Origin of the sequence: Prevotella sp. E15-22 (genome assembly GCF_023204875.1) — a bacterium.
Lineage (GTDB): Bacteria > Bacteroidota > Bacteroidia > Bacteroidales > Bacteroidaceae > Prevotella.
This window is the reverse complement of the sequence record NZ_CP096247.1, coordinates 1,578,824-1,595,269: the sequence shown is the minus strand read 5'-3', so window position 1 is coordinate 1,595,269 and position 16,446 is coordinate 1,578,824. Positions and strand designations below refer to the sequence as shown.

At 49.5% G+C, this 16,446-nt stretch carries 11 protein-coding genes and 3 tRNA genes; 6 read left to right on the top strand and 8 right to left on the bottom strand.

The window, feature by feature from the left end:
* Positions 1–25 precede the first annotated feature (25 nt).
* A complete protein-coding gene (yidC, locus tag M1D30_RS06500) occupies positions 26–1,903 on the bottom strand; it encodes a membrane protein insertase YidC (RefSeq protein ID WP_248507562.1) in 1,878 nt (625 codons plus the stop codon).
* A 99-nt stretch (positions 1,904–2,002) separates the two neighbouring features.
* Between yidC and M1D30_RS06495 the strand changes: the two genes are divergently transcribed.
* A complete protein-coding gene (locus M1D30_RS06495; protein ID WP_248507560.1) occupies positions 2,003–3,163 on the top strand; it encodes a DUF3078 domain-containing protein in 1,161 nt (386 codons plus the stop codon).
* A gap of 65 nt (positions 3,164–3,228) precedes the next feature.
* Here M1D30_RS06495 and M1D30_RS06490 read toward each other — a convergent pair whose 3' ends face one another.
* The 7 genes from M1D30_RS06490 to M1D30_RS06460 form a co-directional block, all read right to left on the bottom strand.
* Positions 3,229–3,882, bottom strand: a complete 654-nt coding sequence (locus tag M1D30_RS06490) for a hypothetical protein (RefSeq protein ID WP_248507558.1) — start codon at positions 3,880–3,882, stop codon at positions 3,229–3,231.
* A 65-nt stretch (positions 3,883–3,947) separates the two neighbouring features.
* Positions 3,948–4,021: transfer RNA gene (locus M1D30_RS06485), tRNA-Asp, on the bottom strand.
* A gap of 34 nt (positions 4,022–4,055) precedes the next feature.
* Positions 4,056–4,129 (bottom strand) — tRNA-Asp (locus M1D30_RS06480).
* 469 nt (positions 4,130–4,598) lie between these two features.
* Positions 4,599–4,681, bottom strand: a tRNA-Tyr gene (locus M1D30_RS06475).
* A 129-nt stretch (positions 4,682–4,810) separates the two neighbouring features.
* On the bottom strand, positions 4,811–6,433 hold the full coding sequence (locus tag M1D30_RS06470) for an MFS transporter (protein WP_248507556.1): 1,623 nt from the start codon (positions 6,431–6,433) through the stop codon (positions 4,811–4,813).
* A gap of 57 nt (positions 6,434–6,490) precedes the next feature.
* On the bottom strand, positions 6,491–7,174 hold the full coding sequence (gene trmD / locus M1D30_RS06465; protein WP_248507554.1) for a tRNA (guanosine(37)-N1)-methyltransferase TrmD: 684 nt from the start codon (positions 7,172–7,174) through the stop codon (positions 6,491–6,493).
* A 10-nt stretch (positions 7,175–7,184) separates the two neighbouring features.
* Entirely contained in the window at positions 7,185–8,036 is an 852-nt protein-coding gene (locus M1D30_RS06460) for a patatin family protein (RefSeq protein ID WP_248507551.1), read from the bottom strand.
* Between the two features lie 128 nt (positions 8,037–8,164).
* Between M1D30_RS06460 and ligA the strand changes: the two genes are divergently transcribed.
* From ligA to M1D30_RS06435, 5 genes are all read left to right on the top strand, one after another.
* Positions 8,165–10,162, top strand: a complete 1,998-nt coding sequence (gene ligA, locus M1D30_RS06455) for an NAD-dependent DNA ligase LigA (protein WP_248507549.1) — start codon at positions 8,165–8,167, stop codon at positions 10,160–10,162.
* A complete protein-coding gene (locus M1D30_RS06450; RefSeq protein ID WP_248507547.1) occupies positions 10,159–10,824 on the top strand; it encodes a B3/4 domain-containing protein in 666 nt (221 codons plus the stop codon). The genes ligA and M1D30_RS06450 overlap by 4 nt, the downstream gene beginning before the upstream one ends.
* 110 nt (positions 10,825–10,934) lie before the next feature.
* Complete coding sequence (locus M1D30_RS06445; protein WP_248507545.1) at positions 10,935–13,637, top strand: valine--tRNA ligase; 2,703 nt, start codon at positions 10,935–10,937, stop codon at positions 13,635–13,637.
* A gap of 18 nt (positions 13,638–13,655) precedes the next feature.
* The gene (locus M1D30_RS06440; protein ID WP_248507538.1) at positions 13,656–15,374 is read left to right on the top strand and encodes a putative transporter; all 1,719 of its coding nucleotides are present in this window, start codon (positions 13,656–13,658) and stop codon (positions 15,372–15,374) included.
* A gap of 43 nt (positions 15,375–15,417) precedes the next feature.
* Positions 15,418–16,446, top strand: a complete 1,029-nt coding sequence (locus M1D30_RS06435; protein WP_248507537.1) for an OadG family transporter subunit — start codon at positions 15,418–15,420, stop codon at positions 16,444–16,446.

Genomic DNA, 16,446 nt, shown 5'->3' with positions numbered 1-16,446 from the left:
GTGTGAATGAATGTTCGTTCGTTTTTTACTTACGGTTCTGCTGCTGCATCTTCTGAATCTCGGCAGCACGCTTCTGCATCTCCTCCAGTCGGGCGGCCAGTCCGGTCATCTTCTTGGGGTTGTTCTGATTCTCCTTGTATTTTGCTTCGAGAATGGCCAGGAGCTTCTCGTCATCAGTAGTCTTGCGCAGTGTCCACATAATGGCAGCTGAGAAGAACAGCGAGATGAAATAATAGAAGTTAAGACCGCTTGAGTAGTCGTTGAACATGAAGAAGAACATCAAAGGCATGATATACATCATCCACGACATCATCTTCATCTGCTCGGCCTGCTGACCCACCATCTGGTCGCGCTGCTGACGCATGGTCATGTAAGAGTAGAGCAGGTTGCTGACGCAGAACAAGATACAGGTGAGCGACAGATGGTCGCCAATGCCCCAGATATGGAAGCCCCATTCCACGAAAGGATCGTAGGTTGACAGGTCGTCCATCCATAGGAACGACTCGCGGCGCAGCTGGATGGCGTTAGGCACGAAGTTGAACATCGCAATCCAGATGGGCATCTGAATGAGCATAGGCAGACAGCCACCCAGAGGAGACACGCCATATTTCGAATAGAGCGCCATCATGGCCTGCTGCTTTTGCATTTGGTCTTCAGGCTTGTTAAACTGCTTAGTAGCTTCGTCGAGTTTCGGTTTCAATACACGCATCTTGGCACTCGACATATAGCTCTTTTTGACCATGGGATAGGTGATGGCCTTGAGAAGCAGGGTGATGAGAATCAGAACGATGCCCATGGGCAATCCCAGCTTGGTGAGCCAGTCGAACACATAGAGTGTGAACCAGCGGTTGATGAAGCGGAACAACGGCCATCCCAGATATACAAGACGCTCCAGTTCCAGGTCTTTTCCGAAGGTGCTCTGTTCCTCAACGTCCTGAATCAGTCGGAAGTCGTTAGGACCGATGAACATCTCGAACTCAGAGGCCTGTGTTCCCGTGGGGTCAAACTTCGTTGTGAGGTTGGCCTCGTAGTTTTTTAGGATGCGGGTACTCTTATCGAGCGGTGTACTTGTCAACTCGGCACCAGCATTGAAGGCATCCTTCGAGATGAGTACAGCCGAGAAGTACTGGTTTTTGAATGCCACCCAGTCGATAGCCTCGTCGATGGTTTCCTTCTTGTCGGAGGTCTCGCTCAGATAATCGGTGCCACCGTCGCAGAACTTATAGGTGAGGGCCGAGCGATAGTTCTCAAACGTAAAGCCTTTCTCCTGCTGGCGACATGAGTCTTGCCACTGAATGGTGAGTTCCTTACTCGTGGGGTCCAGCTGGTCGGCCAGTCCATTTGCCTGAAGAGCGAAGTGCAGCATATAGTCGGGACCCAGCGTGTATTTAAACACCAGCGTACCGCCGTTTTGTGCCTGTGCTGTCATCAGCAGCGAACCATCGGCGCTGACAGAGTCGGTGAAATACAAATCGGCAGTATTGATATATTTTTTCAGGCCTTTCAAAACAAAGTTCATCTTCTGACCCTCGGCACTCAGCAACTCAATACCTGCGTTGTTGGCGGTGTCTTTGTGGGCAATGATACGAGCGCTGGCCAATGTGCCACCCTTGGTGTTGAATGCCAGCTCCAGCGAATCGTTTTTCAGCACCACCAGGCGGTTCTCTGCAAGTGCCGAATCGTTCATAACGGGCAAGAAAAGGTCGGTAGAATCGACCTTCACCACTTGTTTCTCCTGAGCGGCCGCCAGCTGACTAGCCTCAATTTGTTTCTTTACAGCCTCGATGCTGTCCTGTTGTCGGTTGTAGGCTTCAATCTCCTCCTGCGAAGGTGTGTTCAGATAACTGAATGCGATGAGCACCACAGCAATGAGGCTAAAGCCAATAAGAGTGTTTCTGTTCATTATTTTAGAATATTTTTATTACTTTTTCTCAAACAAGGTGCAAAGTTACAAAAAAAAATCATAACTTTGCACGCAGTTATGAGAAAATTTGCATTATTTATGGTGGCAACAATTGCGCTAAGCGCAAGTGCCGCACAGTATGGTAATTTGTCGAGCGGACAATACTTCCGTCTTTTTGCTCCGCTCACGTTCTATCACTCAGTTGCCAGCAACCAATTGTCTATTGCATCGTCCGACCCCGACGAGGTGAGCCAGGCCATTGACCAAGCACTGATGCATGTTTATCTGACTCGTCCGGAATTAGTACAGGTCACACAGTCGGAGCAGGAGAAGTCTGGCGCCCTTCGTCAGGACATCATCGAGGAATCGGTTGTGAAGCAGGAAGTCGAGATGGTTGAGCAGGCAGCTCCTATGCCGGAAATGCCTGAGGCAGAGCCTGTTCAGGTGGTGATTGAAAAGCCAAACTTTTGGAAGTACAAGGCCGACACCTACCTGCAGTTTATGCAGAACTACGTATCGGACAACTGGTATAAAGGCGGTGAGAATAACTATGCTGCAGTGGGTAGTTTCACCGTTGAAGCCAACTATGACAACAAATCGATATGGAAGTGGGACAACAAGCTCGAGATGAAACTCGGTTTCCAGACGTCGCCCTCGGACACCGTACACCGCTTCAAGGCCAACGAGGATCTGCTTCGTTACACCGGTAAGGTGGGTCTGCAAGCCGCCAATCGCTGGTACTACACACTGCAATTGCTGGCCTACACGCAGTTTACGCGCGGTTTTAAGGCCAACAACACCAAGACATTCTCGGATTTCATGTCGCCGTTCAACCTCAGTGTAGGTCTTGGTATGGACTATAAAGTAGAAGCTTTCAAGAAACGACTCACGGGTACTGTCAACATCGCCCCCCTGGCCATCAACTATCGCTATGTGGACCGTGCCGACCTGGCCGGAAGCTTTGGTGTAAAACTGGATCGCCACACACATTCGCTGACCGATTTCGGTTCGCAGCTGACGGCTTCACTCACATGGAAACTTAACGACAATGTAGAATGGAAATCGCGCATCTACGGCTTCACCAGCTATCACCGTCAGGAGATTGAATGGGAAAACACATTTGCACTTCGCGTGTCAAAATACATCTCAGCAAATCTATTCCTATTCCCACGCTTCGACGATGCCAACAATAGAGACGAAAACCTTGGATATTGGCAGTTTAAAGAGTATTCGTCACTGGGATTCTCTTATTCGTTCTAACATAAAAAAGGTTTCGGATTTTTCCGAAACCTTTTTCTTTTCTCACTTATACTTTCGTAGCGTTTTTATTTCTTGATAGTAATAGCCTTGAGCAATTGCTTCAGACTGTTGTTATCGGTCCACGAGAAGTCCTTCATTTCAATCACCGTGCGATACCTACGATTGAGTTCCTTGTCGCTCTTGGGCAAGCGTCGCGATATCTCGCGCTCATGAGCTTTGATGAGCTCGCCGTTAAACATAATATAGAAATGCGGGAACACAGGCAACTGATAATCGCCCTCGTTGTTCAAGTCTGTTGACGAGGTACTGATCATGTCGCCCGAGAACGACGGGATGGCTGTGATGTTCACATTGTTCTTGATTTGCTGATTATAAGCATCCAAATCAAAGATATCAATGCGATAGAGGATATTGCCGCCAACGGAGTCAACAATATAAGCCAATTGGTTGTTCACGTTATAGAACGTTTTGTTGTCGAACTGCACTTTGGCCACGTTGTCCATGTTGGCCTCCATGGCATGGTCGCCCTGCATGTAGACCAGCGAACTGTTCTTCAGGAACACGTTCGTGAGCGACTGCTTGATGCTGCGACCGTTCTTCAGCGTGATCGTACTGGGTTTAAACTGCTTGTAAAGCGTGAGTTGTGTGGTGCGCTTCTGAGCAAATGTGCCCAGTGTCAAAGCTACCAGCGCTGCGGTTAAGAAAAGTTTTTTATTCATAGTTTCAGCGTTTATAGTTAAAAAGCCCATCGATTTGGTAATCAATGAGCTTCATATTTTTTTTGCGGTGCGTACGAGATTCGAACTCGTGACCTCCTGCGTGACAGGCAGGCATTCTAACCTACTGAACTAACGCACCAAACCGTGATTTACGCTGCATTTCAGATTGAGAGCGGTGCGTACGAGATTCGAACTCGTGACCTCCTGCGTGACAGGCAGGCATTCTAACCTACTGAACTAACGCACCAGTTAGTGTCTCTTTCTGTTTTGCGGGTGCAAAGGTACGAATTTTTTGCGAATAAAAAAAACAATTTGCAGGAAACTTTCATGCGATAACATCCTTTAACATTTCATGTACAATTCCGTTCCACTTTCCATGCTTTTTCACCCGTTTTACCCACACTTTAAGGAAATGTGCCACAATATAACAATATAACATTATAACACTAAGCGTGTTTTTGTAATATTGGCGCGCGGGGAGGGTAGAGTAATATATATTATATATAATGGTATTAATAATAATATAATATATTAATTGATACAATATCATATTTCTATCTTGCCATACCAGCACGCAGCAAAAACGTGCTTAGTGTTATAATGTTATATTGTTATTTTGTGGCAAAATGAATGCATTCACAATTTGCGCATTGAAGATGATAAAAAAAATAAAAAAGAACGAGCGAATCAGTATGTCTGAATCGCCCGTTCTTGCGTGGGTGCTGATGGATTCGAACCACCGAAGTCGAAAGACAGCAGATTTACAGTCTGCCCCATTTGGCCACTCTGGAAAACACCCATTGCCCGAAAGCGGATGCAAAGGTACAAAAAGTTTTTGAGTTGTGCAAGTATTCGACGATTTTTTATAAAAATAAACGCCCTACTTTTTCAAGTAGAGCGTTTTCTTGGATTATTTCACCTTATTATATTATGCCTTAATGTTTGGCTCTTCCAAACCAAGACCCTTCTTGCGGTCGACAACCTTCAGCAGAAGACCAAGCACCAGAGCAGCTACACCTAACGAGGCAAGCATGATAAGAGGCCATGTGTAATCGTACTGTGTGGGGTCGGTAACGCCGGGGTTCGTCTTGTCGAGCACCTTACCAATGAGCAAGGGGAACAGCCAGAGGCCGATGTTCTGAATCCAGAAGATGAGCGCATAGGCCGAACCGATAATCTTGGCGTCTACGAGCTTGGGAACACTGGGCCACAATGAAGCAGGAACCAGCGAGAACGAGGCACCCAGCACAAGGATGGTGGCATAGGCCACAATAACGCCGCCAACGGTGCTACCATTAAACATGGGCAGAACAAAGGCAAACGTGAGGTGACATGCAATCAGGAGCAGCGAACCCAGCACGAGCATCGAAGCAGCCTTTCCCTTGTGGTCAACATAACTTCCAAGGATTGGCGTGATGAGTACTGCCAACAGGGGGAACACGGCAAAGATTGACTCGGCAGACTGACGCATATAGCCCATGTAGCAATAGGTGATGAGCGATGCAATAGACAATGCCAGAAGGGTGTACTTGGCGCTGGCCTGCTTCTGGAAGTTGCTGGCGAAACCGAATCCTGCCACGAGCAGCATGATGACATACTGTACGATGGTAACGTCGGGCAGCGCCCAGAACGAATCGGCTGCTGGAGCTTCGAGCGTCAGGTTGCACTGAAGCATGTTGACGGCATACTTCTGGAAGGGGAAGATGGCGCTATAGTAGAGCACGCAGAGCAGAGCCACGAGCCAGAAGCCGCTAGAGGTAAGAATCTGTCCAAGGTCAGAAATCTTGAAGGGATCGTCCTTCTCCTCAGCCTCGCCAGTCTGTGCGTCGAGTTTCTTATCCATCACAAAATAAACGATGGTCATAATGAGGGCGATGCAAAGCAATACTACGCCGAAGGCCACCGAACGGCTCACGCTGATGGTGCCGCCCAGACGGGCAAAGAAGGGCGAGAAAATCATACAGGTGGCCACACCCAGACGAGCCAGTGCCATCTCGGAACCCATGGCCAATGCCATCTCGCGACCCTTGAACCACTTAACAATACCGCGACTGACGGTGATGCCAGCCATCTCGCATCCGCAACCAAATATCATGAAGCCACAAGCGGCAAACTTAGCCGAAGCGGGCATTCCCTCATAGAAAGGCGATACGCCCAATTCATCAAACACGGGAATGTAGTTAAGGTTGTTGGTGAACCAAGTATCCAGACCTGAGCCCACGAAGGCATCGGTAACAGCGTACCACTTGATGACTGCGCCCACCAGCATAACCACAGCCGAAAGAACAGCTGTGAAGCGAACGCCCATCTTGTCGAGGATGATACCTGCAAAGATCAGGAAGAATGCAAATACATTGAGGAACACCTCAGAACCCTGCATCGTGCCAAAAGCACTTGAGTCCCATCCGCGCTCTGAGAGCATCAGATCCTTGATGGGCGAGAGGATGTCCATGAAAATGTAGCTGCAGAACATGGCTAGGGCCAATAGCAGCAGTGCGGTCCACCGCATGGCGGCAGAATCGCGAAGTGTCTTTTGAATAGTTTGTGACATTGTTTTTATGAATGATTTTACTAAGTTATAATTTCATTTGTCGGAGACTTGTGGTGGTTATGCCTTCTCGCCCAGGAGGTCGGGACGCAGGCGGCGTGTGCGCTCCATGGCCTGTTCCAACTCCCAATTGCGAATCTTGGCCTCATTGCCACTCAGCAGAATCTCGGGCACCTTCCATCCTTTATAGTCGGCAGGACGGGTATAGATGGGCGCTGCCAGGATGTCGTCCTGAAAACAGTCGGAAAGGGCGCTCTGCTCATCGCCAATAACACCGGGCACCACACGCACCACGGCATCGGCAATCATAGCTGCCACCAACTCGCCCCCCGTCAAAACAAAGTCGCCAATGGAAATCTCGCGGGTAATCAGGTGGTCGCGAACACGCTGGTCTATGCCTTTGTAGTGACCTGCCAGAATAATCAGGTTGCCTTTAAGCGATAACTCGTTGGCAATATGCTGGTCAAAGCGCTCACCATCGGGCGAGGTAAAGATAACCTCATCGTAGTCGCGCTCGGCCTTCAGGGCTGTGATGCATCGGTCGATAGGCTCACACTGCATCACCATGCCGGCACTGCCGCCATAGGGGTAGTCGTCAACGCGGCGCCACTTGTCCAGTGTGTAGTCGCGCAGGTTATGCAAACGTATCTCGGCCAGTCCTTTCTTCTCGGCACGGGCCAGAATGCTTTCGTGAACAAAGCCCTCGAGCATCTCGGGCAATACGGTAATGATGTCTATTCTCATTTTCTTAGATTTACTGTTCTTTGTAAAAACGGATGATGTCGGCAATGCGACGCTCGCCTTCCTGACGCCCCATGTCGTAGGCGTGTTGCATTTTTGCGGGGTCATGACTCACATGGCCTATGGGGATTGGGCCATTGGGACGAATCACAAGGCAACGGCCTTCCTGCTCGGCTTTCTTAACATAGTCCAACTGGCGATTATACATCAGATGGCGCTTGTCGAGGGCCTCAATCATCTTAGGGTATTTCCTCAGCGATAAACGGAGTAGGGGCATCAACTTGTTGTGCTCCTTCTGATAGCCATCGGGCTGGGTCAACACAACGACGTTCCTGTCGTATCCCAGACTCTCGAAATACTCCAAGGGAATAGAGTCAGATACTCCGCCATCGAGCAATTTGTAGCCTTCAAGTTCGATGATGCGCGAAACAAGGGGCATTGATGCCGACGCACGAATCCAGTCGTAGGTTGTGTCGTCGGCTTTCTCCAAGTGTTTGTACACGGCTTTTCCCGACTCAACATCGGTGCACACCGCATAAAACTGCATAGGGTTGGCATTAAAAGCCTCGTTATCGAAAACATCCAGTTCGCGGGGCATTGTGTGATAGGCAAACTGGGCGTTAAAATAATTGCCTGTAGTAAGGAATGAGCGAACACCACTGTAGCGCGAATCGCGGGCATAGGCTTTATTATAGCGAATGGCACGGCCAAGCTGTCTGCTCTTGTAATTACAACCGAAAGCAGCACCTGCCGATACACCGATGAGTCCGTCTGGCCACACGTCATGCGCCATCATCACATCGATGATGCCTGAGGTGAATAGCCCTCGAAAGGCGCCGCCTTCTAATACCAGTCCGCACTTCATTCCTTATTCTATTAGTTTTTGACGTGCAAAAGTAGTACTTTTTTTTTTATTATGCAAACAATATTCTATTGAAGTTGAAGATATTCAGTTTTTTATTTGTAATTTTGCAGTCGTAATTTCAGAAACTTATGGACGAGAAATTAAGAATAGAGCAACTCAGAAAGGAACTTCACGAGCATAATTATCGTTATTATGTATTGAACCAACCTACCATTGGCGATCAGGACTTCGACTTAATGATGAAAGAGCTTCAGGATCTGGAGGCAAAACATCCGGAGCTCTACGATGCAAACTCACCTTCGCAGCGTGTGGGCAGCGACTTGCAGTCTGGTTTCCAGCAGGTGACTCACCGTTATCCCATGCTCTCGTTGGCCAACACTTACAGCGAGGCTGACGTGCGCGACTGGTACGAGAGTGTAAAAAAAGGCTTGGCAGGCGAGGATTTCGAAGTATGCTGCGAGATGAAGTACGATGGACTAAGTATCTCACTGACCTACGAAAAAGGCCGTTTAACACAGGCTGTGACACGCGGCGATGGTGTGCATGGAGACGATGTGACTGCCAACGTGAAGACAATCCACTCTATTCCCTTGATTCTTCCTGGAACTGGCTATCCTGATGAATTCGAGATTCGCGGTGAGATACTGATGCCCTGGAGTAGTTTTGAGCGGCTTAACAAAGAACGCGAGACTGCCGAGGAGCCTCTGTTTGCCAACCCAAGGAACGCAGCCAGCGGCACCTTAAAGAGTTTGGACTCGAGAGTGGTGGCTCAGCGCCAGTTGGATGCTTATCTGTACTATTTACTGGGCGAGCAATTACCTGCCGATGGACATTACGAAAACCTGGAGGCAGCAGCGTCGTGGGGCTTCAAAATTTCGCAAGGCATGCGCAAAGTTCGCACCGTGGACGAGGTGATGGACTTTATTAATTATTGGGACAAAGAACGTAAAAACCTACCCGTTGCAACAGACGGTATAGTTCTGAAGGTCAACTCTTTAAATCAACAACGTTCATTAGGATATACAGCAAAGAGTCCCCGTTGGGCCATCGCCTACAAGTTTAAAGCAGAGCGCGAGGCTACGCGTTTACTGGAGGTGACCTATCAAGTAGGGCGAACAGGTGCGGTGACGCCTGTGGCCAACATGGAACCCGTGCAGTTAGCAGGTACCACAGTGAAGCGTGCAACATTGAACAACGAAGACTTTATCCGTAGTTTCGACCTGCATATTGGCGACATGGTGTACGTGGAAAAGGGTGGCGAGATTATTCCGAAAATTGTCGGGGTGAACATCGATGAGCGTCCTATCATCGCCCAGCAGGTACAGTTCATCAAGAAGTGCCCTGAGTGCGGTGCTCCATTGGTACGTTACGAGGGAGAAGCTGCCTGGTATTGCCCCAACGATGCTGGATGTCCACCACAAATCAAAGGAAGGATAGAACACTTCATTGCTCGCAAGGCTATGAATATTGATTCGTTAGGACCAGAGACGGTGGATGAATATTATCGTCGAGGACTGATTAAGAACGTAGCCGACCTGTATGATATTGATGTACAACAAATTAACGGTGATGGAAGTCGTACAAAATCCGCACAACGCATTGTCAATGGCATACAGAAGTCAAAGGAAGTGCCTTTCGAAAGGGTGGTCTTTGCATTAGGTATCAGATTTGTAGGCGAAACGACGGCACGCTTGTTAGCTCGTCATTTCAAGACGATGGATGCGTTAATGGGGGCCGGACTGGAAGAACTTCAGGAGGTGGAAGGTGTTGGCGAGGTGATGGCCAAGAGCATCATCAGCTATTTTCACAATGAAGAGAATTTACGCATCGTTAACCGTCTGTGCAACTATGGTGTTCAGATGCAGTTGTCCGAAAGTCAGATGATGCCCGCAAGTGAGAAACTGGCGGGGCAAAGCATCGTAATCAGCGGTGTTTTCCAGCATCACAGTCGCGATGAATACAAATTGCTTATTGAACAGAATGGCGGAAAGAACGTTGGTTCCATCAGCAGCAAAACGTCATTTATTTTGGCAGGAGAAAACATGGGACCATCAAAACTTGAAAAGGCCCAAAAACTAGGAATACGAATCATGAACGAGGACGATTTTCTCGACTTAATCAAATGAATATCATAGTATCAAACGAAATAAAATCAGTTTGCCCTGAGTTTGTTGGAGCTGCAGTAGAGGCAAGGGTAAGAAATTCGCAGTTTTGTCAGGAATTATGGAATGAGATCCATATCCTAGAAGACCGCTTCCGTCAGACGTTGACCACCGAATCGCTGAAGGATATGCCGAGTATCGCTGCAACTCGTCGCGTATACAAAGCTTGTGGTAAAGATCCCTCGCGCTACAGACCAGCAAGCGAGCAATTGATTCGCAGGATGCTGCAGGGAAAGGAGCTATATCAGATTGACACACTCGTCGACCTAGTCAACCTTGCATCTATTGCTTTCGGCTATAGCATCGGAGGCTTCGATGCCGACAAATTTGTGGGCAACACACTGACACTGGGCATTGGACGCGAAGGTGAGCCATATGAAGGCATAGGCCGTGGTCCGTTGAATATCGCAGGACTGCCTGTATATCGCGATGCACAGGGTGGAGTAGGGACTCCGACAAGCGATAACGAGCGAACGAAAATGACTCTGGAAACCACACACCTTGTGGTCTTGATTAATGGCTATGACGGCAATCGAGAACGCGTCATGGAGAACGCTCAATATCTAAAACAACTCATCGAACGTTTTGCATCTGGCTCCGATTGCTCGATAACGCTTTATCCGTAAGCCTAAAGTTTAACACCGATTAACTCGATTTTAGTCGGTGTTCTTTATTCTTGTTTCAATATTTTTTCGTACCTTTGCATGCTGAAAAGAGAAAGCATTATTAAATTGGTATGGAAATAGCAAGTAAGTACGACCCAAAAGAGGTCGAAGGCAAATGGTATCAGTACTGGCTGGACAATAAACTGTTTAGTTCTAAGCCAGATGGTCGTGAACCCTACACGGTGGTGATTCCACCCCCCAACGTTACAGGTGTGCTCCACATGGGACACATGCTGAACAACACAATCCAGGATATCTTAGTTCGTCGCGCCCGCATGGAGGGTAAAAACGCATGTTGGGTGCCTGGCACAGACCATGCTTCTATTGCTACCGAAGCAAAGGTGGTAAAGAAGTTGGCCAGTCAGGGTATCAAGAAGCGTGACCTGACACGTGAACAATTCCTTGAGCACGCCTGGGATTGGACCAATGAGCATGGAGGCATCATTCTGAAGCAGTTGCGCCGTTTGGGTGCCAGTTGCGATTGGGACCGCACCGCCTTCACCATGGACGAGAAGCGTAGTGAGAGCGTCATCAAGGTGTTCGTTGACCTTTACAACAAGGGCCTTATCTATCGCGGTCTGCGTATGGTCAACTGGGATCCAAAGGCTCTGACAGCTCTTTCAACCGAGGAGGTTATTTACAAAGAAGAGCAGAGTCATTTATTCCACCTGAAATATTATGTTGACGGCTTGACATCTCTCGACAATGAAGAGACTTTGAAGGCCGAAGGCAACGTCATCCACAAGGATGCCAAAGGTTACTATGCTGTTGTTGCCACCACCCGTCCTGAGACCATCATGGGCGATACCGCTATGTGCATCAACCCCAAGGACCCGAAGAACCAGTGGCTGAAGGGCCGCAAGGTGATTGTACCTCTGGTGAACCGCGTGATTCCCGTTATCGAGGACCGTTATGTGGACATCGAGTTTGGTACAGGCTGTCTGAAGGTTACACCTGCCCACGATACTAACGACTATATGCTGGGTAAGACCCACAATCTGGAGACCATCGACATCTTCAATGCAGATGGAACCATCTCTGATCAGAGCACCCTCTATGTAGGCATGGACCGCTTCGACTGCCGCAAGCAGATTGCCAAAGACCTGCAGGAAGCCGGTCTGATGGAGCGAATCGAGGACTATGTCAACAAGGTAGGCTATTCAGAGCGCAATCCCGACACAGCCATCGAGCCACGTCTCTCATTGCAGTGGTTCCTCAAGATGCAGCACTTCGCTGACATCGCCCTGCCTCCTGTGATGAACGACGAGTTGAAGTTCTATCCCGCTAAGTATAAGAACACCTACAAGAACTGGTTGGAGAACATTCAGGACTGGTGTATCTCTCGTCAGCTGTGGTGGGGACATCGTATTCCCGCATATTACTATAATGACAACGATGACTACGTCGTTGCTGAGACCCGTGAAGAGGCACTGAAACTGGCACAGCAGAAAGACGCATCGGTTACAGATGCCGACCTTCGTCAGGACGAGGATGCCCTCGACACATGGTTCTCTTCATGGTTGTGGCCTATCTCGCTTTTCGATGGCATCAACAACCCCGGCAACGAGGAGATCAAGTACTATTATCCCACCAGCGATCTGGTGACCGGTCCCGATATTATCTTCTTCTGGGTGGCACGTATGATTATGGCCGGCGAAGAGTATCTGGGCACCTTCCCCTTCAAGAACGTGTACTTCACCGGTATCGTTCGCGACAAGCTGGGACGCAAGATGTCAAAGTCACTGGGCAACTCGCCCGATCCCATCGACCTCATCGATAAGTTTGGTGCCGATGGTGTACGTATGGGTATGATGCTCTCAGCCCCTGCAGGTAACGACATCCTCTTCGACGAGGCACTCTGCGAGCAGGGACGTAACTTCAATAACAAGATTTGGAACGCCTTCCGACTGGTGAAGGGTTGGCAGGTAGCCGACGGTGCTGCCTCAACCACAAACAAGACCGCCGTTGCTTGGATGGAAGCACGCATCAAGCAGGCCAACGAGGAACTGAAAGACCACTTCTCAAAGTACCGTATCAACGATGCACTGATGACCGTCTACAAGCTCTTCTGGGATGAGTTCTCACAGTGGTATCTCGAGATGGTGAAGCCCGCCTATAAGGATGGCGTGCAGCAGCCCATCGATCGCGAGACCTACGACGCCACCCTGCGTTTCTTCGAACTTCTTCTCAAGATGCTTCATCCCTTCATGCCATTCATCACCGAGGAATTGTGGCAGGCACTCTACGAGCGTAAGGATGGCGAGAGCATCATGCGCGACAGTCTCGTGCTCGACGCACCCACAGCAGAGGAGCTGAAGCTCATTGAGAATATCGAGCAAGTAAAGCAAGTTGTCTCTGGTGTTCGCACCGTTCGCAGTCAGAAGAACATTGCTCCCAAAGAGCAGCTCACCCTTCAGACCGTTGGTCAGAACCAGTTCGAGGCCTACAACGACGTCATCATGAAGATGGGCAACCTTGCATCCATCGACGTGGTAGAGGCAAAAGACCCCTCAGCTTCAGCCTTCATGGTTGGAACAGACGAGTTTGCAGTGCCCCTGGGCGACCTTATTGATGTGGAAGCCGAGATTCAGAAGATGGAAGCACAGCTCAAGCACCTTGAGGGATTCAAGGCTGGCGTTGAGAAAAAGCTCTCAAACGAGCGATTCGTTCAGAATGCGCCTGAGGCCGTGGTGGCACTGGAGCGCAAGAAGTTGGCCGACTCAGAAGAGAAGATTGCCGCACTGAAGGAATCAATAAATGCACTTAAGAAATAATAATTATCAGGATAATTTATGGAATGGTTTGTTAATCTATTTGCTAATACGGAATCGGTGGCGCACATCGCGTTGATATACGCCATCGTGATTGCTGTGGGTGTATACCTCGGCAAGATTAAGATTTTTGGTATTTCACTTGGTGTCACCTTCGTGCTCTTTGCGGGCATTCTGTTGGGTCACATCTACAAGATCTACGCCCCGGAGTCGGAGTTTGCCGCTCCGGGTGCCACCCTCACCTTCATTCAAGACTTCGGATTGATACTGTTTGTCTTCATGATAGGTTTGCAGGTAGGTCCCGGTTTCTTTGAGAGCTTTGGTAAAGCAGGCATCAAACTCAATGCCTTGGCTGCATCGGCCATTGTGCTCAACATCCTTGTGATGTTTGCATGCTACTTTATCTTCTTCTATCAGAAGCACGATGTGAACGATCTGCCCATGATGGTAGGTACCCTCTATGGTGCGGTGACGAACACCCCCGGTCTGGGTGCTGCCAACGAGGCCCTGAACTCAGTGTTCGGACAGTTGAACCTGCCCGTACCCCAGATTGCTTCAGCCTATGCATGTGCCTATCCCCTTGGTGTGCTGGGTATCATTGGTGCTACCATCCTGGTGCGCTATATCTGCCGCGTGAAGTTAGAGAAGGAAGAAGCAGCCCTTGAGGAGCAGGCTGGTGCAAAGGCCACTCAGAAGCCCCACCACATGCACCTCGAGGTGACGAACAACTACCTTGAAGGCAAGACCGTTCTTCAGGTGCACAACTTCCTGAACCGCGACTTCGTGGTATCACGCATTCTGCACGACGGCCACGTATCGATCCCCAATCGCGACACCGTGTTCCACGTAGGCGACCAGATGTACATCGTATGTGCCGAGGCCGACTACGAGGCCATCGTAGCCTTCATCGGTCCCGTTATCGAGGTAGACTGGGACAAGCAAGACCAGCCCCTGGTATCAAAGCGCGTATTGGTGACCAACCCCAAGATCAACGGTAAGTCATTCGGTCAGATGCACTTCTCAAGTGTCTATGGCGTTAACGTGACCCGCGTGACCCGTCACGGCATGGACATCTTCGCATCGCCCAACCTTCCCTTGCAGGTAGGCGACCGCATCATGGTTGTCGGTCCTCAGGACGATGTAGACCGCGTGGCCAATATGATGGGCAACAGTATCAAGCGTTTGGATGCGCCCAACATCGCCACCATCTTCGTGGGCATCATCATCGGTATCATCTTCGGTTCGCTGCCCTTCATCCCCGGCATGCCCCTGATGAAGCTGGGTATTGCAGGCGGTCCGCTGATCATCGCCATTCTGATTGGCCGTTACGGCTATAAGATGAAGCTGGTGACCTATACCACCACATCCGCCAATATGATGTTACGAGAGATAGGTCTGGTGCTCTTCCTGGCATCAGTAGGTATTAAGGCCGGAGCCAACTTCTTCGACACGGTGATGACAGGCGACGGTGTGCTCTACGTGCTCACAGGTTTCCTGATCACCATCATACCTATCTTAATTATCGGTCCCATTGCCAGCCGCATGAAGTTCAACTACTTCACCATCGCAGGTATGCTGGCCGGCACCTACACCGATCCCCCCGCACTGGCCTATGCCAACAGCATCTGTTCGAAGGAAGCACCCGCAGTAGGCTATTCTACGGTATATCCTCTTGCCATGTTCCTGCGCATCCTGACGGCACAGCTCATTGTGCTGTTCTGCTGTGGGCAACTCTTTTAACGCTACGACCTATATAATAATACACATTTAAATAATTACCAATATGACAAACTTAAGACTTATGCTAAGTTCGCTGACATTGCTTAGCTCGGTGGCGATGTTTGGACAAGGAGCCAAGAACATCGTCATCAGCGAAGTAATGACCAGCAACGTAGAAAGCATTGAGGATGAGTTTGGACATCGTGAGGCCTGGGTTGAGTTGGCCAATACATCGTTCTCCACGTACAACGTCCGAGGCATGTATCTGACCACCAATCCCAAGGTTCTCGACGAGTCGCTCTCAGCCCCTCAGCGTATTGCGATGATGAGTGTCATACCTAATGGCGACGACCGCACCAATCTTGGCGGCCACCATTATCTGATGCTCTTCTGTAACACAAACCCCGCACAGGGAAAACTACACCTCTCATTGCCTGTCGACAGTACAGGTTCCGTATTCCTTGCTCTTTACAATGCCAATGGCGTAGAGCTCGTCGACTCAGTCACCGTACCCGCGTTGAAGGCCGACGAGAGTTATGCGCGCATTGACGGCAAATGGACAGTATGTGGAGTAGGGGAAGCCACCCCTGGTCACGACAACAAGGTACAATCCAATGCAGCCAAGGGAAAGATAGAGCAGTTCAAGGACCGCGACCCGCACGGCTTTGCGATGGCCATCATGGCCATGGGCATCGTGTTCCTGTGTCTGGCCCTGCTGTGGATCTTCTTCACGCTCTTCGGCATGGTGATGCGCCACATTGACACCGCCAAGAAGGTAGTCAACCAGCAGCCCATCAAGCCCATCACGAAGACCGTTGAGATGACCGCCGAGATAGGCAGAAAGACCAGCAATCTCCTTCAGGAAGGCTTTGATAAGAAAGGTATTGACATGGAAGTCTATATGGCCGTCATCGGCATGGCCATCCGTCAGTATGAAGATGATGTGCACGACGTAGAGAGTGGCATCATCACCATCAAGTCAAAGGATACCGAATGGGACAACGAATACAGTCAGATGACCCACTTGCACAACCCCTTCCTGCCTCTCGACCACAACGCACCAAATATTCCTACAACTCCAGAATTATACTAA